Source organism: [Mannheimia] succiniciproducens MBEL55E (genome assembly GCF_000007745.1).
GTDB lineage: Bacteria > Pseudomonadota > Gammaproteobacteria > Enterobacterales > Pasteurellaceae > Basfia > Basfia succiniciproducens.
In genome coordinates this window covers 1,799,587-1,817,646 of record NC_006300.1, presented here as the reverse complement: position 1 = coordinate 1,817,646, position 18,060 = coordinate 1,799,587, and the positions used below count along the sequence as shown (strand labels likewise).

The following is an 18,060-nucleotide window of genomic DNA, read 5'->3' as shown; positions in this document are numbered from 1 at the left end:
ATTATAGCTTATATGCGTAAATTTAAATCATTGACTCTTATTGCTTTAAGCGTGTTGGTTATCGCAAGTTGTTCGAGTTCGGAAAAACCTGTTGAACAGGCATCGGAGCAAGAATTATTCTCAACAGGAGCTAATTATTTACAAGAGGGTAATTACACTCAGGCTACGCGTTATTTAGAAGCTGTAGATTCACGTTTTCCCGGTAGCTCTTACAGTGAACAGGCTGAATTAAATCTCATCTTTTCTACTTATAAATCTCAAGATTACACAAAAACGCTCACAACTGCGGATCGTTTTTTACAACAATTCCCGCAAAGCCAACATTTAGATTATGTGCTTTATATGGCGGCGTTGACGAATTCCGCTTTAGGCGATAATTTATTCCAGGATTTCTTTGGCGTAGATCGTTCTACCCGGGAAACCACTTCAATGAAAACCGCTTTCAACAATTTCCAGACCTTAGTGCAAAATTTCCCGAACAGCCCTTATACGCCGGACGCTTTGGCTCGTATGGCTTACATTAAAGACCGCTTAGCCCGTCATGAATTGGAAATTGCCAAATTTTATGCTAAACGCAGTGCTTGGGTTGCGACATCTAACCGTATTACCGGCATGTTGAGAAGCTATCCGGATACGCAAGCTACTTTGGAAGCACTACCGCTATTACAGGAATCCTATGAAAAAATGGGGTTAACACAATTGGCGAGTCAGGCGGCAACTTTGGTTAAAGCAAATGAAGGCCGTGTAATAAAAGAAGCGGAAAAACCGAAAGAGCCGTTCTTGAGCCTGCCTTCTTGGTTATCATTCGGATCTTCCGATTCCTCCGATAAAGAAAAGGTTGCGACAAAATCCGACGATTCTTTCTTTAGCTGGCCGTCATGGTTGTCATTCGGTTCGAAAGATTAAGGATAAAACCGAATTATTAGATTTTCCGGTATTTTAATAAAACATTCTAAATGCCTGTTTAGCTGATTTAAAGCCGAGTTATTTGTGAGATAACTCGGCTTTTTATATGTTTCAAGTTTGTGAAATTTTTGCGCAAAAATGGCCTGTAATTTTGTGTAAAAGAGAATTTTAGTCTTATTCAATGCTTTGGTAAATGATTCTAACTTTTTGAAAAATAACTAATTTAAGTTAACTATAAAGAGGTATTATCATGTGGTGAAAATTTTTTATCAGACGGAATGTTAAAAAAATATTGATCAAAAGCAATAATTTGTTATTTAACCATGAAAAATGTATGCGCATTTGCTATTTTTAGCCTTGAGGAACTCTCTTTTTATTAAGTATCACCTTGTTTTTGATGATAAAAATTCTCATTTTTGTTGGCAGGGTAGAATTAATAAAAACTTTAAAATTAAATCTAAGATTCTTAACCTTGGTTAAACCTTGAATGGAGTAATTATCGTGAACATACTCAGAAAAACGCTATCTTCTTTAGCGATTGTAGGCTTAGGTTTTGCAATGGCGAATTCGGCGGTAGCTGAAGAAAAAGCTATGGCAACACACCAACAAGCGCAGCAATTACAGCAACCCGCGCCTGAAACAGCAGCAAAACGCGCACCGACTAAAGAAGAATTAACACCAGTTAATCCTAATCTTAAAATTGAAGCGGCAAACGAAAAATTTGCTGCGGATTTCCCAAGACAGTATAACTCCTGGGCGAAAACAGCGGAGCAGACAGAATTCCATAAAGAGGTAGAAGACGATCCTCGTATGATCGTTATGTGGGGCGGTTATGCATTCGCAAAAGAATTTAACTCTCCTCGCGGTCACATTTATGCAGTAACTGATGTACGTAATATTTTACGTACAGGTTCGCCAAAAGATGCTAACGGCGGTCCGCAACCAATGGCTTGCTGGACCTGTAAAGGTCCGGATGTTCCTCGTTTAATTGCCGAATGGGGCGAAGAAGGTTACTTCTCCGGCAAATGGGCAAAAGGCGGCGCTGAAGTTGTAAACAGCATCGGTTGTGCCGACTGTCACGATACTCAATCTCAAGATTTTAAAGACGGTAAACCTGCATTACGCGTTGCCCGTCCGCATGTTTTACGTGCGTTGGATACGGTTGGTAAAACCTTTGCCACTTCCGATCGTACGGATCAACGCGCCGGGGTTTGTGCTAACTGCCACGTTGAATATTATTTCGATAAAAGCACCGGTGCAAACAACGTAGTTTTCCCATGGTATAAAGGTCGTGACGTAGATAGTATCGAAAAATACTACGATGAAATCGGTTTTAAAGACTGGGAACACTCAATTTCTAAAGCGCCAATGTTAAAAGCGCAACACCCTGATTTTGAAACCTGGTCAATGGGTACGCACGGTAAAAACGGCGTAACCTGTGTTGATTGCCACATGGCTAAAACACAAGATAAAGACGGTAAAGTTTATACGGATCACCAAGTTGTGGGTAATCCTGTAAAAGATAACTTCCAAAATACCTGTGCCCGTTGCCATGATCAAAGCCAGGATACTTTAATTAAAACTGTTGAACAGCACAAAGCGGACGTTCGCGAAGTGATGCTTAAACTTGAAGATCAACTTGTTAAGTCTCATTTCGAAGCGAAAACCGCTTGGGATAACGGTGCAACTCAAGAAGAAATGAAAGATGCGCTGCAAGCAATTCGTCACGCTCAATGGCGTTGGGATTTTGCGGCGGCGAGCCACGGTATGCATATGCACGCACCTGATGTAGCATTAAAAATCATTGCCAGCGGTTTAGATCGGGTGGCAGATGCCCGTGCTAAATTAGCCGTTATTCTTGCGAAACACGGCGTTCAACAACCAATCCAATACCCGGATATTTCAACTGCTGAAAAAGCATGGAAAGTAATGGGAATCGATATTGAGAAAGAACGCAAAGAAAAAGAAGAGTTCATTAAAACAGTGATTCCTGAATGGAATAAAGAAGCGATTAGCAAAGGGTTAATTTTAACCGCTCCGCCGACAACACCTGCAAAATAATGACAAAAGCGACCGCACTTTGAGTTTTCCTGAAAAGAACAAAGTCGAAGTGCGGTAACTTAAATCAAAGGATTAAGGTAAATAAGATGAACTCTGTATTGAAAAAATTTGCAAAACTCTCAGCATTGTTCGGAGTGATGCTATTTGCGACAACAGTTCAGGCCGAACAGGCTAAAGTTGACGCGAAGCAAGAGTCTCCGGTGGCTGCTTTTGACCAAACGTTGGACAACGTACGCGATCCTAATAAGTATTGTGCACAATGTCATAACCTTGACACCTCAAAAGACCAGGCTGTGGGTACAAACCATGCGGGTAAATTCCATGGTACTCATTTAACCAAAAACAACCCGGCAACAGGTAAACCTATTACCTGTGTAAGTTGTCACGGTAATATTAGTGAAGATCACCGCAAAGGCGCCAAAGACGTTATGCGTTTTGAAAGTGATATTTTCAGTACTGAACAACCGATGTATTCAGTACAGGAACAAAATCAAGTTTGTTTCTCTTGTCATAAACCGGATGATTTGCGTAAAAAACTTTGGGCTCATGATGTTCACGCAATGAAAGCGCCTTGTGCAAGTTGCCACACATTACATCCCGCTAAAGATGCAATGAAGGATATCGAACCTAAAGAACGTGTGAAAATCTGCGTTGACTGTCATAGCGAACAACGTTTACGTAAAGAAGCCGCAGATGCAGCGCAATCTGCAACCGAACAAAAGGATAAACAATGACAGCTTGCTCACGCCGAAACTTTGTTTCCGGAATGGGTGCGTTAATCCTCACAACGGGAACATCAGTTAAATTATCGGCACAAGGTGAAAAGCCTAACGAAACGGCGCCAAAACGCTATGCAATGGTACATGACGAAACTTCATGTATCGGTTGTACGGCCTGTATGGATGCCTGCCGTGAGACTAACCAAGTGCCAGAAGGTGTTTCTCGTTTGGAAATTCTCCGTAGCGAGCCTCATGGCGAATTTCCGAACCAGGAATATGAATTTTTCCGTCAATCTTGTCAACATTGCACTAACGCGCCTTGTGTGGCGGTATGTCCGACAGGTGCTTCGTTCATTGACCCTGAAACGGGTATTGTTGATGTAAACAAAGATCTTTGCGTAGGTTGCCAATATTGTATCGCCGTATGTCCTTATCGCGTACGTTTTATTCATCCGGTGCATAAAACTGCCGATAAATGTAATTTCTGCCGCGATACCAATCTTGCAGCAGGCAAACAACCGGCTTGTGTTGAAGCTTGCCCGACTAAAGCATTAACCTTTGGTGATATGAATGATCCAAATAGCGCGGTCGCACGTAAAGTAAGAGAAAATCCGGTGTATCGTACCAAATTAACATTAGGTACCGAGCCGAATCTTTACCATATCCCATTTGCAAAAGGAGAGCATAGATAATGAGTACATTAACCTATCCTGTGCCTTTTCATACGCCTGATCTTGTATGGGATTCCTCTATTGCAATTTACCTGTTTTTGCTGGGTATTTCTTCCGGTGCGGTACAGTTAGCGATCGCTTATCGCCGCTCCCACAAGTTGGAAAAACCAAGTGAAAACTGGATTGTTCGTAGTGCCGCGGTATTGGGAACGATACCGACCCTAATCGGTTTGACTTTATTGATTTTCCATTTGGCGCGACCTTGGACATTCTGGAAATTGATGTTTAATTATCAATTTAATTCCGTGATGTCGATGGGGGTTATGCTTTTCCAAGTCTATATGCTGTTTATGGTAATTTGGATTGCGGTACTCTTTAAAGCCGAAATCGATAACCTAATTAAGAAATTTGTGCCGAAGTTACGGTTCGTAACCAATATTATCGGCGCTTGTGAACGCATTTTTAGTGCCGCCGAAGTAATTCTGTTTATTTTAGCCGCAGTATTAGGCGCTTATACCGGTTTCTTGTTATCGGCATTAATCAGTTACCCAATGTTGAATAACCCGGTATTGCCGGCATTATTCCTTGCATCGGGAACCTCATCCGGCATTGCCGCCACATTCCTGTGTATTTTAATCGCAGGTAAACTTAAAGGCGACAGCCATGAAGTGCATTATATCCATAAATTCGAAGTGCCGATTATGGTAACCGAATTGGGTTTAATCGTCTGCTTCTTCGTAGGCTTGTACTTTGGCGGCGGTCAAAAGGTCGTTGCCTTGCAGAATGCCCTTTCCGGCTTCTGGGGCGCGGTGTTCTGGATTGGCGTTATGTTGATTGGTATTATGATTCCGCTAATCGCAAACTTATTTGCCAGCGATAAATGGAAATATAATGCGAAATTTATCATTTTAGTGTCAATTTTTGACTTAATCGGTGTGCTTTGCCTGCGTTACTTTATTTTATACGCCGGCCAACTAACCATCGCAATGTAAGTTTACTTTCTGTAGAATAAAGGCGTATTTCGGTACGCCTTTTATTATTTTTCTTTTATTTTCTTATGTCAGACAGATTATTATGATCCCAGAACTCGGCTTTATTGCATTGCTTATTGCATTACTTTCTTCTTTCTTGCTTACGTTAATTCCGCTTGTAGGTATGATAAAACGCAATACGAATTTACTGAGTTATGCCTGGAATTTCAGTTATCTGTTTGCCATTTTCAGCACGATTTCCATTGCCTGTTTAGCCTATTCTTTTTCGGTTAATGATTTTTCGGTGGAATATGTCGCCGCCCATTCGAATTCACAGCTTCCTCTGTTTTTTAAAATTGCCGCGACCTGGGGCGGGCATGAAGGCTCCATGTTATTCTGGCTGTTTTCATTAAGTTTATGGACTGCCGCTTTTGCTTTTTTCAGTCGAAAAATTGATCCTGTTTTTTCAGCGCGGACCCTTTCTATTCTCGGTTTTATTTGTTTGAGTTTTGCTATTTTTATTCTGTTTTTTTCCAACCCTTTCATTCGTCAGTTCCCTTTACCGCCGGAAGGGCGGGATCTTAATCCGATGTTGCAAGATATCGGTCTGATTATTCATCCGCCGCTGCTTTATTTGGGTTATGTGGGGTTCGCGGTAAATTTTGCTATGACTTTATCCGTCATGCTAAGCGGACATGTTGATGCCGCTATCGCACGCTGGACAAGAATTTGGGTATTGTTATCATGGTTCTTCTTAACTTTAGGCATTATGCTCGGTGCATGGTGGGCATATTACGAACTCGGCTGGGGCGGCTGGTGGTTCTGGGATCCGGTGGAAAACGCCTCGTTGATGCCTTGGTTAATCGGTCTGGCGTTATTGCACAGCCTGATAGTTACCGAACAACGCGGGATTTTCAGCTATTGGACGATACTTTTTTCATTATTTGCCTTTGCTTTCAGCCTGCTTGGCACCTTTATCGTGCGTTCCGGCGTATTAACTTCGGTTCACGCTTTTGCCGTGGACGGCGAACGGGGGACTGCATTATTACTTATTTTCTTCCTGTTAACGGCGTTGGCATTAACCGTTTTCGCCCTTAAAGTCAATTTGCGTCAAAGTGCGGTCCGTTTTTCCGTTTTTTCGAAAGAAAGCTTTTTGTTGTTGGCTAATGTAGTTCTCACTATTGCCACTGTCAGCGTGTTTTTAGGAACTTTTTATCCAATGGTATTTTCGGCGATGGGCTGGGGTTCTATTTCCGTCGGTGCGCCGTATTTTAATAGCATTTTTGTGCCTTTGTTGCTGATTATGCTTATTGCGATGGTTTTCGTATTAGCTACAAAATGGCAAAAAATGAACCGCACTTTATTGCGGCAAAAATCAATATTGCTTATCCCCGCCCTTCTGATTGCATATTTGATTATTCATTTCACCGTTCGGCAGGATGAAAGTCTGCGCTTTCATTTTTCCGCATTTGTGCTGCTTAGTTTGGCAATTTGGCTGTTGCTTGCAACTTTATGGATAAATTGGCGAAAAATAGGGTTGCGGCGGTCAGGCATGATCCTTGCTCATTGCGGTGTTGCTTTTGCGGTGATTGGTGCGGTGATGTCCGGTTATTTCGGCAGTGAAATCGGCGTACGTTTAGCGCCGCAACAGAGCCAAATGTTAAACGGTTATGAGTTCCGCTATATAGGCTTTACTAATGAGCTAGGTCCTAACTTTACTTCGGAAAAAGCGCATTTTGAAATTTATAAAAATAACCAAAAACTGACCGCACTTTATCCGGAACGCCGTTATTATGAGGTACGAACTATGAATATGTCGGAAGTGGGTATTCAATGGGGCGTTTTAGGCGATATTTATATTGTCATGGGAGATAAGCTGGCGCCGAATGAGTTCAGTTTTCGCCTGCATTACAAACCTTTTGTCCGCTGGTTATGGCTGGGTGGAATTTTAATGGCATTAGGCGCTTTAGTAGCCGCCGTTAGCCTGGTTCAACGGAAAAACGCCATGGCGTTTTCATCGGCAATTAAAAAAGAATAACATAATGAAAAGAAAAGTATTTTTATTTTTACCTCTGATTGTTTTATTGGTTATCTGCATTTTTTTAATAATGGGATTAAAGCAGGATCCGAAAAAAATTGCTTCGGCGTTAATAGGCAAACCTGTGCCGGAGTTTTTCCAGGCGGATTTACTGGATAACAACCGTATCATTAGCAATAAACATTTGCCGAAACAGCCTTATTTGCTGAACGTATGGGGCAGTTGGTGCTATTACTGCCAACAAGAACATCCGCTTTTAATGGAATTGGCGGAACAACGTATTCCGATTGTGGGTTTGAATTATCGCGACAAAAAGCAAGGCGCTCTAGAAATGTTAACCAAAAAGGGTAATCCTTTTGCGTTGGTGATTGACGACAGCCGCGGTGAATTAGCAATGAAATTAGGCGTGGACGGTGCGCCGGAAACCTATGTAATTGATGAAAACGGCGTAATCCGTTACCGTTATTCCGGCGCTGTTGACAAAACCATTTTACAAAAAGAAATTCTTCCCGAATTCAATAAGTTAAGAAACTAAATGAAAAAAATACTGTTCTCCATATTGGTGTTTGTAAGCTTGTCTCTACAAGCGGAAATGGTCGATACCTATCAGTTTAAAAACGTAGAAGATCGCACCCGCGCGGTTGCTTTGGCGAAGTCTTTACGCTGCCCGCAATGCCAGAATCAAAATCTGGTGGAGTCGAATTCTCCCATCGCTTACGATTTACGTATCGAAGTGTATAAAATGGTGGATGAAGGTAAGTCGAATCAGCAAATTGTGGAAGTGATGACTTCCCGATTCGGCAATTTCGTTTTATATAAACCGCCTTTTGAACTTACTACGGCATTGCTTTGGTGTTTGCCTATCGGGTTACTTTTATTGGCGGTATTGTTAATGGTGCGTTATTTGCGCCGGCGCTCGGAAAATCGCGAAATTTGCACCGCACTTAGCGAGCGGCAACGCCGGGAATTGGCGGAATTATTGGCTAAAAATAAGGATAAAAAATGACGCAATTTATTATCGGGCTTATTATTTTTGCCGCCATCGGGCTTTTGCTTTTTGTGTTTTTTACCAAAAAGGTAAGTTGGCAGCAAAATTATCGTCAGCAGCAAAATATCGCTTTATATGAACAGCAACTTCAAAGTAATCCGGGCGAGGAACTGGCAAATGAGTTCGCTCAGCGTTTATTAATGGACGAACAACAAAGTGAAGCGGCGCTAACATTGAAAACTGCGGTCGGTTTTAGCCGAAAATTATCGGCGCTACTGTGGCTGGTACTTATCGTTATGCCGTTGCTTTATTATTTTTCTTTAAACCGCTTCGATTATGTACGGCAAGGGGAAAAAGCCTTTGCGCAACAACAAAGCCGGTTAATTACCGCCAGTGCCGAAGATAAGAATATTGATTATGTGCTATCAATTCAAAACAAACTGCGTAAAGACCCGAATAATGCCGACGATTGGGTTGAACTCGGACAGGCTTATATGTTGAGCAACGATTATGATAACGCTTTGCTTGCTTACGGCAATGCGGAAAAATTAGAGGGTGGCAAACCCCATATTTTAGGTTTAGCGGCAACGACGTTATATTATCAGGCGGGGCAAAAAATTACCCCGCAGGTACAACATATTATCGATATTGCTTTAGCTGCCGATCCTAAAGAAGTGTCGAGCCTTTCCTTAATGGCGTCGGACGCGTTTTTAAAAAACGATTTTCCAAGCGCATTGCAATATTGGCAGCGGTTATTGGATTCCGGGCATACGGGGCTCGATCGTCGGGAAATTATTCGAAATATGAATCTGGCGACAATGCTGCAAAATAACCGGATGCAACAAAAGGCAAATTAAGCGTGAAAAACTATTCGGAAACAATCATTATCGGTGCCGGCGCCGCGGGTTTATTTTGTGCCGGGCAAATCGGCAAAGCGGGAAAATCCGTCACGGTTTTTGATAACGGCAAAAAAGCGGGACGTAAAATCCTGATGTCCGGTGGCGGATTTTGTAATTTTACCAATTTAGAGGTTTTGCCTTCCCATTATCTTTCCCATAATCCGCATTTTGTGAAGTCGGCGTTGGCGCGCTTTACCCAGTGGGATTTTATCGCCATGGTTGCGGCGCAGGGTATTGCTTATCATGAGAAAGAATCCGGGCAGTTATTTTGCGATAACGGCGCGGAAGATATTGTGAAAATGCTGGAAGCGCGATGTACCGAAAACCGGGTGAGCATTCAGTTACGACAGCGCATTGATTTGGTGGAAGCGGTACATAATGATGAAAACGCGCGTTTTAAAATTCAGTCCGGCGGGCAAACCTGGTATTGTAAAAATCTTGTGATCGCAACCGGCGGGTTGTCTATGCCGGCGCTGGGCGCCTCGCCTTTCGGCTATCAAATCGCCGAACAGTTTGGTCTTAATGTGCTGTCGCCGCGTGCAAGTTTAGTGCCTTTTACTTATCGCGAAAATGACAAATTTTTAACCGCACTTTCGGGTATTTCGTTGCCGGTACGGGTAACGGCACAAAACGGTAAATCCTTTAGTAACAACTTGTTGTTTACTCATCGGGGCGTTTCGGGGCCGGCGATTTTACAGATTTCCAATTATTGGCAGCCGAATGAATCGGTGGAAATCGATTTGTTGCCGACGGACTCTATTGAGGAATATTTGTCGCAATTAAAAGCAAGTTCGCCGAAGTTACAATTAAAAACCGCATTATCCCGTATTTTGCCTAAAAAACTGGTGGAATTATGGTTTGAGCGGCAGCTGCTGCAAGACGAAACTTTGGCTAATTTAAGCAAAGTGCGGTTAAAAAATCTGGAAAATCTAATTCATCATTGGCAGTTTCAGCCTAACGGTACCGAAGGTTATCGCACGGCGGAAGTAACTATGGGTGGCATTGATACGAAGGAAATTTCTTCCAAAACCATGGAAAGCCAAAAAGTAAAAGGGTTATATTTTATCGGCGAAGTATTGGATGTGACAGGCTGGCTCGGCGGCTATAATTTCCAATGGGCGTGGAGTTCCGCCTATGCTTGTGCGGTGGGAATTACGCAAACGGAGTAGCGTGAAATTAGGCAAGAAAATACCGCGCTTTCTTGACAAAAGTGCGGTATTTTTTTATGGATTTTTGTTTAACAATCCTGACAAACCACAAAATTATATTCGTGGCGGGCGGCAATTTTCGCTTTACGTCGTTTTAGATGTTTTAAGCGCAAATTACGGCGTTTCGATAAACTCAAAGAGAGTTTGTTTTTCGTTTTTAATGAGGGTTTGCGTCGTCTTATTAACATAATTATTCCTGTTTTTCTTGGTTATCCGTTAACGGTAACGGTAAATTTTCGTCTGTCTCGCTTGGTTTGTCTTTATTATCGGCATTTTCCTGTACGCGATAATAATTAATAATACTGTTCATATAACGGCGGATATTTTCTACGTATTGAAAGGCTTCATATCCTCTGGCGTAACCGTATTTCAAATTAGGATAATAACGTTTTTCAGCCAATAATGGCAGATTCTTTTTCACATCCAGCCAATTGTCCGGGTCGCCGCCTAAATTTTTGGTTAAACGGCGCGCGTCCAGCATATGTCCTAATCCCATATTGTAACCCGTTAAGGCGAACCAAATCCGATCTTCTTTTGGAATGCTGTCCGGCACTTGCGAAATCAGCCAATGCAAATATTCGGATCCCGCTTTAATGCTTTGTTCCGCATCGGTGCGGTCGGCGATTTTCATCCGCTCGGCGGTATCTTTGGTTAACATCATCATACCGCGCACGCCCGTCGGTGAGGTAGCATTTTCGTTCCAATGGGATTCCTGATAAGCAATAGCGGCAAGTAAACGCCAATCCAAGTCACCTTTATATCGGTCAAATAAAGGGGCGTATTTCGGCAAAATATCATTAATCGCCTGCACGTACTGGCGCATATCTACGTAGTCGAACTGGCTGAAATGGTTGAAATATTTTTCTTCAATTCGGGCGATTAAACCGCCTTCAAGCGCCGTATTCATAAAATCCAGTAAGGCGGCTTGTAATTCATTGTAGGAGTTATTCGGCAAATACCAATGTACCGATGCCTCATCCGTTACGTCAAATGCCACGGCAATTTCAGGACGAACCTGCTGAACGGCGGAAACATCAATGGAATTTGCCACCGTATATTTAATTTTGCCTTGAGCCACCTGCAATAATAATTCTTCCTGAGTCTGGTTGTTTTCCAGCTGCCATTTTAAATTCGGATATTTTGTTTGATAACCTTGCAGAATCAACGGCAGTTCCGAACCGCGGGCGATAATCAGTTTGTCCTTGATTTGGCTTAGCGATTGCGGACGGCTTTCGCCTTTGCGGTAAACCAACTGCCAGGAAGCGGAATAATAAGCCGGACCTAATTGAAAAGTTTCCGCTTTTTTGGCTTGATAGAGTAAATTAGCGGCGGCAATATCGATTTCATTGTCTTCCAGCGCATCAAATAATTGTTCGCCGTTATCCATGGCTTTCATTTCCAGCTCGACACCAAGATAATCGGCAAACGCCCGGCTTAATTCATATTCCAAACCGGCCTGCCCTTCATTGCCGATAAAATAAGACACCGGATTATTAACCGTGCCGACAACTAATTTGCCACGTTGTTGAATTGCGTTATAGCGGTTTTCTTCCGAGCGCATCATTTGCTGCCAGGGGAATACCATATCGATAGCCCAGAGCACCAATGCGAATGCCGCGATTATCCGTAATAATAAACCTTTCAAATGAGAACTCTCTGTGTTTGGAAAATGATGGCATTGTAACCGTTCAATCAAAATTTCTCAAATATTCACAATATCCAAGGGAAATAAAGAAAAAGTGCGGTCCGAAAACGAGAAATTTTAATGTGATTATAGATTAACCCAATATATAAAAAGCGGAAAATTATGACGGTTTTCACGGAAGGCGGATAATCTTTCCAGCCTGTAAAAATACATAAGCAAACGTTTTCGTTTTGCCGGGATTTCCTTTATAATAAGCGGGATTTTGTTTAACTCGTTAAGGTACAAACCCTATGTTCCAGATTTTCCGCGGCTCACCAGCCCTTTCTGAATTCCGTTTAAACCAACTTTCCGCCCGTTTTCAAAAAGCAGATTTACCGGTGAAATCCTGCTATGCGGAATATTTACATTTTGCCGACTTATCGGCAGGATTAAGCGCTGAAGAAACAGATGAATTAGAGCAATTATTACATTATGGTCCGACTTTGGCGCAACACGAATCTAAAGGCGAATGCTTTGTGGTGATTCCGCGGGTGGGGACTATTTCTTCCTGGTCGTCTAAAGCGACGGACATCGCACATAATTGCGGTTTGGATAAAGTCGTGCGTTTAGAGCGCGGCATCGCATATTATTTTGAATTTGAGCGCACTTTGAGCGCCGAACAACAGCAGCGATTGGTTTCCCATATTCACGACCGTATGATGGAAACCGTCGTTCGTGCGCCTGAACAAGCCGCCGTATTATTTGATTCGCAGGATCCGAAACCCTTTACCACAGTAGATATTTTAAACGGCGGTCGCAAAGCGTTGGAAATCGCTAACGTTGAATTAGGTTTAGCTCTGGCTTCGGATGAAATGGATTATTTGGTTGAAAATTTCACCGCGCTCGGACGCAATCCGAATGACATCGAACTTTATATGTTCGCCCAGGCGAACTCAGAACACTGCCGCCATAAAATCTTCAATGCGGATTGGGTGATCGACGGTGAGAAACAGGAAAAATCCTTATTTAAAATGATCAAAAACACCTTCGAGAAAACCCCGGATCATGTGTTGTCCGCTTATAAAGACAATGCGGCGGTGATGGAAGGTTCAAAAGTAGGGCGTTTCTTTGCGGATCAGGACGGTCAATACCGTTATCACAATGAAGACGCTCATATTTTAATGAAAGTGGAAACCCACAATCACCCGACGGCTATTTCACCGTTTCCGGGGGCGGCAACCGGTTCCGGCGGTGAAATCCGTGACGAAGGGGCGACCGGTCGCGGAGCCAAACCAAAAGCGGGCTTAGTGGGCTTTTCCGTGTCTAACCTGGTTATTCCGGGTTTTGAACAACCTTGGGAAAATGAATTATCCAAACCAAGCCGTATTTCTTCCGCATTGGATATTATGATCGAAGGCCCGCTTGGCGGCGCCGCATTCAATAATGAGTTCGGTCGTCCGGCATTATTGGGATATTTCCGTACCTATGAAGAAAAAGTCAACAGTTTTGCGGGCGAAGAAGTGCGCGGTTACCACAAACCGATTATGTTAGCCGGCGGTATCGGCAACATCCGTGCCGAGCACGTGCAAAAAGGCGAAATCCCGGTGGGGGCCAAACTTATCGTGCTTGGCGGTCCGGCTATGAATATCGGTCTGGGCGGCGGTGCGGCATCATCAATGACTTCCGGTAAATCGAAAGAAGATTTGGATTTTGCCTCCGTTCAACGGGATAATCCGGAAATGGAACGACGTTGTCAGGAAGTGATCGACCGTTGCTGGCAAATGGGTGAAGGCAATCCAATCGCTTTTATTCATGACGTGGGTGCCGGCGGTTTATCCAATGCAATGCCTGAATTAGTGCACGACGGCGGTCGCGGCGGTAAGTTCGAATTACGCAATATTCTTTGTGACGAACGTGGCATGTCGCCGTTGGAAATCTGGTGTAACGAGTCGCAGGAACGTTACGTACTGGCGGTAGCACCGGAAAATTTAGCGGTGTTTGAAGAACTTTGTCAACGTGAACGCGCCCCTTATGCCATTATCGGCGAAGCGACGGAAGAAGAACATTTAACGCTGCACGATAATCATTTTGACAATAATCCGATTGATTTACCAATGAGCCTGTTGTTGGGTAAAACGCCGAAAATGACCCGTGATGTGAAATCAACACAGGTGAACAATAGCCCCGTTGACCAAACAAATATTGAGTTAAAAGAAGCGTTCCACCGCGTATTACGTTTGCCGGTGGTAGCGGAGAAAACTTTCTTAATCACCATTGGCGACCGTACGGTAACCGGTATGGTTGCCCGTGATCAAATGGTCGGACCGTGGCAAATCCCCGTTTCCGATGTGGCGGTAACCACTGCGGCGCTGGACACTTATCACGGCGAAGCCATGTCTATCGGCGAACGCGCACCGGTGGCATTGCTGGATTTTGCCGCTTCCGCGCGTTTGGCTGTGGCAGAATCCATCACCAATATTGCAGCTACCAATATCGGCGATATCAAGCGTATTAAACTTTCCGCCAACTGGATGTCCGCAGCCGGTCACGAAGGCGAAGACGCAGGGCTTTATGAAGCGGTGAAAGCCGTCGGCGAAGAACTTTGCCCTGCTTTAGGACTAACCGTCCCGGTGGGTAAAGACTCCATGTCGATGAAAACCACCTGGAGTGAAAACGGCGAACAAAAAACCGTTACCGCTCCGTTATCATTAGTGATTTCGGCTTTCGCACGCGTGGAAGACGTGCGCAAAACAGTCACTCCGCAACTTCGTACCGATAAAGGCGAAACCGCATTATTATTAATTGACTTAGGCGAAGGCAAAAATCGCTTAGGCGCCACCGCACTTGCACAGGTTTATAAACAATTGGGTGACAAACCGGCGGACGTAGTGAATGTTGAGTTGCTGAAAGGCTTCTATAATGCAATGCAAACCCTTGTTCAACAAGGTAAATTACTTGCTTACCACGACCGTTCCGACGGCGGTTTAATCGTTACCCTGGCTGAAATGGCATTTGCCGGTAATTGCGGTATCCGTGCCGAAATCAGCGCCTTAGGCGATAACGATTTAGGTATTTTATTCAGCGAAGAACTGGGCGCCGTTATTCAGGTACGCGAATCCGATTTAGCAGCGGTTCGCGAAGTATTAACCCAACACGGCTTAATTCATTTAACTAAAGATTTAGGCTTAGTGACGGAATACGACGAATTTGAAATCAAACGCGGTACAAAAGTGGTATTAAGCGAAAAACGTTCCGAATTACGCGGAATTTGGGCGGAATTAACGCACCAAATGCAACGTTTACGTGATAATCCCGAATGTGCGGATCAGGAATTTGCCGCTAAGAAAGATCCGGCAAATCAAGGATTCAGCGCACATTTAACTTACGACATTAACGAAGATGTTGCCGCGCCATATATTGCAACAGGTAAGAAACCTCGTATTGCCGTCTTGCGCGAACAAGGGGTGAACAGCCATGTCGAAATGGGGGCAGCCTTTGACCGTGCAGGTTTTGAAGCCATTGACGTTCATATGAGCGATTTACATACGGCGCGCCAAAACTTAAAAGATTTCAATGCGTTAGTAGCTTGCGGCGGTTTCTCTTACGGCGACGTATTAGGCGCAGGCGGCGGCTGGGCAAAATCTGTCCTGTTTAACACCGCACTTCGCGATCAATTCCAGGCATTCTTTGAGCGTGAAGATACACTGGCATTGGGCGTATGTAACGGTTGTCAAATGATCTCAACCCTTGCCGACATTATCCCGGGTACGGAAAACTGGCCTCGTTTTGTACGTAATACATCCGAACGTTTCGAGGCGCGCGCCGCATTGGTACGAATCAACGAAAGCAATTCCGTTTGGTTCCAAGGCATGGCCGGGTCTCATATGCCAATTGCCGTATCTCACGGTGAAGGCAGAGTAGAGTTCAAAAACGACTCACAACTGCAAGGCTTACGCGACCAAGGTCTAATTATCGCTCAATACGTAGATAACAACATCCGACCGACAGAAGTGTACCCCGCTAACCCGAACGGCTCCGTTGACGGCATTACCGCCCTAAGCAACACCAACGGCCGCGTCGCTATCATGATGCCACACCCGGAACGCGTATTCCGCACCGTCAGCAACTCATGGCACCCGGAAGACTGGAGCGAAGACGGCGCCTGGATGCGGTTGTTTAGAAATGCAAGGGTGTTTTTTAAATAAAATCTAGATTAATTCATAATAAAAGATAACGGCGCAGGTTTCCTAGCCTGTGCCGTTTCTTTTTAAGAGGGATATAATAAGCGAACACAGGGATGCGTGCGTTATTAACGAGCTTGAATGAGATTATTTAGAAATGCGCAGATGTTTTTTTAAGGCTTGATTTACAATCCAAGTGCAACAAAGCATAAATTCAAGTGCAATATTTTTGACAGACTAAACCGGTTAAACTTAGTTGGAATCTATCAAATTATTTTAGGACGATAGCTAACTTATCTAAAAAAGAGTAAACATGATGAAAAAATTATTGTCAACAGCAGCGGCGCTTTTAGTGTCTGGTTTTATTTTAAGTGGTTGTTCAACAACTGAAAAACATTGGGGTTATACGGGAGATGTTTCGCCGGAATATTGGGGAGGGCTATCCGATAAATTCAAAACTTGTGCCGTCGGTCAAAAACAGTCGCCTGTAAATATTCAAGTACAAAAAGCAACGGATAAAGATTTGCCTGCGTTAAATATAAACTATTTAGCTTCAAAAGCGACGGTAGTTAATAACGGTCACTCTATCCAAACGGATTTAACAGACGAAAACAGCACGTTAACAATTAACGGTAAAGTTTATACCTTAAAGCAATTCCATTTCCATTCGCCAAGTGAAAATACGATTGACGGTCAGTATTTACCACTGGAAGGGCACTTTGTCCACGTGGCAAAAGATGGCGGTATCGTAGTTGTAGCGGTACTTTATGAAATTGGCGGCGAGAATGCACAACTTGCAGATATTTGGGCCGGTATGCCCGAAAAAGCAGGAGAAAAAGTAAAATTAAAAGCGAAATTTAATCCTGCAACGTTAATTTCTTCAAAACAAAGTTACTATAGTTTTGAAGGTTCATTAACTACGCCTCCTTGCACTGAAGGTGTGGATTGGATTGTATTAAAAGCATACTGTAGTGGTCAACTAATTTAACAGTCTCCGATAAGTTGTTTTTGCTAAAATCGGAGATAGACCTTGATTATAGCTATGTGGGCGAATGTGATTATAATACATCACATATTCTCTCACATCATTTACAGCACTTTCAAAATCACTATAACCACCTTTCAGCATCCATTCATATTTAAAACTCCGAAACCAACGCTCCATCGGCGCATTGTCCCAACAGTTACCACGACGGCTCATACTTTGTGTAAGCCCATGTTTCTTAACTGAATCAGTAAAGATTTCACTGCCATAAATACTACCTTGGTCTGAATGGAACAACATTCGCTCCGTGCGTTCAATATTCAGCATCGCATGATTCAGTGCATCTTTAACCAGCTCACTATCATGATAGCGACTTAGCTTCCAACCGACGACTTGACGATTTAATAAATTAATTACCACGGCTAAATAGCACCATATCCCATTGATTTTTATATAGGTCGTGTCACCACATAGCACGGTCGTTTGGCTATCAGGCGTAAATTCTCGACTTAGTATATTCTCAAAAACTTGACTGTTTCCTTTACTAGGATTGCGCCATTTTTGCGGTTGCTTACTAAATAATCCTTGCTTATTCATTAACTTACGAATTAAATACAACCCCACAAAAATACCTTTCTCTTTCAAATGCGATTGAATCGTTCGTTTGCCTGCTGAACTTCGGCTTGCATCAAAAATTGCCTTGATTTCAACGGCTAAAGCTGTGTGTTTCGCTGGCTTTTTGGCAGTGCGCAAATGGGCGTAGTAAGCACTTTCAGACACGCTAAATAGTTCACATAACCGGTTGATTC

General features: G+C 43.4%; 15 protein-coding genes. 12 read left to right on the top strand and 3 right to left on the bottom strand.

Going from position 1 to position 18,060, the window contains the following annotated elements; genetic code table 11:
* The first annotated feature begins 12 nt into the window (after positions 1–12).
* The 10 genes from MS_RS08345 to MS_RS08300 all read left to right on the top strand — a co-directional run bounded on the left by MS_RS08345 (position 13) and on the right by MS_RS08300 (position 10,422).
* On the top strand, positions 13–906 hold the full coding sequence (locus MS_RS08345; protein ID WP_011200983.1) for an outer membrane protein assembly factor BamD: 894 nt from the start codon (positions 13–15) through the stop codon (positions 904–906).
* 558 nt (positions 907–1,464) lie between these two features.
* The gene (gene nrfA / locus MS_RS08340; RefSeq protein WP_083754315.1) at positions 1,465–2,967 is read left to right on the top strand and encodes an ammonia-forming nitrite reductase cytochrome c552 subunit; all 1,503 of its coding nucleotides are present in this window, start codon (positions 1,465–1,467) and stop codon (positions 2,965–2,967) included.
* Between the two features lie 86 nt (positions 2,968–3,053).
* Positions 3,054–3,701 carry a cytochrome c nitrite reductase pentaheme subunit gene (nrfB, locus tag MS_RS08335; protein WP_011200981.1) on the top strand — a complete coding sequence of 216 codons (648 nt, stop codon included), beginning with the start codon at positions 3,054–3,056 and terminating at the stop codon, positions 3,699–3,701.
* Positions 3,698–4,378, top strand: a complete 681-nt coding sequence (gene nrfC, locus MS_RS08330; RefSeq protein ID WP_011200980.1) for a cytochrome c nitrite reductase Fe-S protein — start codon at positions 3,698–3,700, stop codon at positions 4,376–4,378. Before nrfB ends, nrfC begins: the two co-directional genes overlap by 4 nt.
* On the top strand, positions 4,378–5,349 hold the full coding sequence (gene nrfD, locus MS_RS08325) for a cytochrome c nitrite reductase subunit NrfD (protein ID WP_011200979.1): 972 nt from the start codon (positions 4,378–4,380) through the stop codon (positions 5,347–5,349). The genes nrfC and nrfD overlap by 1 nt, the downstream gene beginning before the upstream one ends.
* A gap of 82 nt (positions 5,350–5,431) precedes the next feature.
* Positions 5,432–7,366, top strand: a complete 1,935-nt coding sequence (gene nrfE, locus MS_RS08320) for a heme lyase NrfEFG subunit NrfE (RefSeq protein WP_011200977.1) — start codon at positions 5,432–5,434, stop codon at positions 7,364–7,366.
* Between the two features lie 4 nt (positions 7,367–7,370).
* Positions 7,371–7,901 carry a DsbE family thiol:disulfide interchange protein gene (locus tag MS_RS08315; RefSeq protein WP_011200976.1) on the top strand — a complete coding sequence of 177 codons (531 nt, stop codon included), beginning with the start codon at positions 7,371–7,373 and terminating at the stop codon, positions 7,899–7,901.
* Complete coding sequence (nrfF, locus tag MS_RS08310) at positions 7,902–8,372, top strand: heme lyase NrfEFG subunit NrfF (RefSeq protein ID WP_011200975.1); 471 nt, start codon at positions 7,902–7,904, stop codon at positions 8,370–8,372.
* The gene (locus MS_RS08305; protein ID WP_011200974.1) at positions 8,369–9,211 is read left to right on the top strand and encodes a tetratricopeptide repeat protein; all 843 of its coding nucleotides are present in this window, start codon (positions 8,369–8,371) and stop codon (positions 9,209–9,211) included. The genes nrfF and MS_RS08305 overlap by 4 nt, the downstream gene beginning before the upstream one ends.
* A 2-nt stretch (positions 9,212–9,213) precedes the next feature.
* Positions 9,214–10,422, top strand: a complete 1,209-nt coding sequence (locus MS_RS08300; RefSeq protein WP_011200973.1) for an NAD(P)/FAD-dependent oxidoreductase — start codon at positions 9,214–9,216, stop codon at positions 10,420–10,422.
* Positions 10,423–10,490: 68 nt separating this feature from the next.
* On the opposite strand, the gene MS_RS11160 is transcribed toward MS_RS08300, so the two are convergent.
* Together MS_RS11160 and mltF are read right to left on the bottom strand one after the other, a co-directional pair.
* On the bottom strand, positions 10,491–10,649 hold the full coding sequence (locus tag MS_RS11160) for a hypothetical protein (RefSeq protein WP_011200972.1): 159 nt from the start codon (positions 10,647–10,649) through the stop codon (positions 10,491–10,493).
* Positions 10,650–10,651: 2 nt separating this feature from the next.
* Positions 10,652–12,106 carry a membrane-bound lytic murein transglycosylase MltF gene (gene mltF / locus MS_RS08295; RefSeq protein ID WP_041639973.1) on the bottom strand — a complete coding sequence of 485 codons (1,455 nt, stop codon included), beginning with the start codon at positions 12,104–12,106 and terminating at the stop codon, positions 10,652–10,654.
* 290 nt (positions 12,107–12,396) lie between these two features.
* Between mltF and purL the strand changes: the two genes are divergently transcribed.
* Both purL and MS_RS08285 read left to right on the top strand, forming a co-directional pair.
* Positions 12,397–16,290 carry a phosphoribosylformylglycinamidine synthase gene (purL, locus tag MS_RS08290; RefSeq protein ID WP_011200969.1) on the top strand — a complete coding sequence of 1,298 codons (3,894 nt, stop codon included), beginning with the start codon at positions 12,397–12,399 and terminating at the stop codon, positions 16,288–16,290.
* Between the two features lie 289 nt (positions 16,291–16,579).
* Positions 16,580–17,254: a carbonic anhydrase gene (locus tag MS_RS08285; RefSeq protein WP_011200968.1), complete on the top strand. Its 675-nt coding sequence runs from the start codon at positions 16,580–16,582 to the stop codon at positions 17,252–17,254.
* Here MS_RS08285 and MS_RS08280 read toward each other — a convergent pair.
* The gene (locus tag MS_RS08280; RefSeq protein WP_041639880.1) at positions 17,246–18,058 is read right to left on the bottom strand and encodes an IS3 family transposase; all 813 of its coding nucleotides are present in this window, start codon (positions 18,056–18,058) and stop codon (positions 17,246–17,248) included. The two genes, MS_RS08285 and MS_RS08280, sit on opposite strands and share 9 nt — an antisense overlap.
* Positions 18,059–18,060: the final 2 nt, after the last annotated feature.

What these genes read in the sequence shown, in the direction of transcription:
- MS_RS08345 (WP_011200983.1), top strand. Translation starts at nt 13, where the DNA reads ATGCGTAAATTTAAATCATTGACTCTTATTGCTTTAAGCGTGTTGGTT.
- nrfA (WP_083754315.1), top strand. Translation starts at nt 1,465, where the DNA reads ATGGCGAATTCGGCGGTAGCTGAAGAAAAAGCTATGGCAACACACCAA.
- nrfB (WP_011200981.1), top strand. Translation starts at nt 3,054, where the DNA reads ATGAACTCTGTATTGAAAAAATTTGCAAAACTCTCAGCATTGTTCGGA.
- nrfC (WP_011200980.1), top strand. Translation starts at nt 3,698, where the DNA reads ATGACAGCTTGCTCACGCCGAAACTTTGTTTCCGGAATGGGTGCGTTA.
- nrfD (WP_011200979.1), top strand. Translation starts at nt 4,378, where the DNA reads ATGAGTACATTAACCTATCCTGTGCCTTTTCATACGCCTGATCTTGTA.
- nrfE (WP_011200977.1), top strand. Translation starts at nt 5,432, where the DNA reads ATGATCCCAGAACTCGGCTTTATTGCATTGCTTATTGCATTACTTTCT.
- MS_RS08315 (WP_011200976.1), top strand. Translation starts at nt 7,371, where the DNA reads ATGAAAAGAAAAGTATTTTTATTTTTACCTCTGATTGTTTTATTGGTT.
- nrfF (WP_011200975.1), top strand. Translation starts at nt 7,902, where the DNA reads ATGAAAAAAATACTGTTCTCCATATTGGTGTTTGTAAGCTTGTCTCTA.
- MS_RS08305 (WP_011200974.1), top strand. Translation starts at nt 8,369, where the DNA reads ATGACGCAATTTATTATCGGGCTTATTATTTTTGCCGCCATCGGGCTT.
- MS_RS11160 (WP_011200972.1), bottom strand. Translation starts at nt 10,649, where the DNA reads ATGTTAATAAGACGACGCAAACCCTCATTAAAAACGAAAAACAAACTC.
- purL (WP_011200969.1), top strand. Translation starts at nt 12,397, where the DNA reads ATGTTCCAGATTTTCCGCGGCTCACCAGCCCTTTCTGAATTCCGTTTA.
- MS_RS08285 (WP_011200968.1), top strand. Translation starts at nt 16,580, where the DNA reads ATGATGAAAAAATTATTGTCAACAGCAGCGGCGCTTTTAGTGTCTGGT.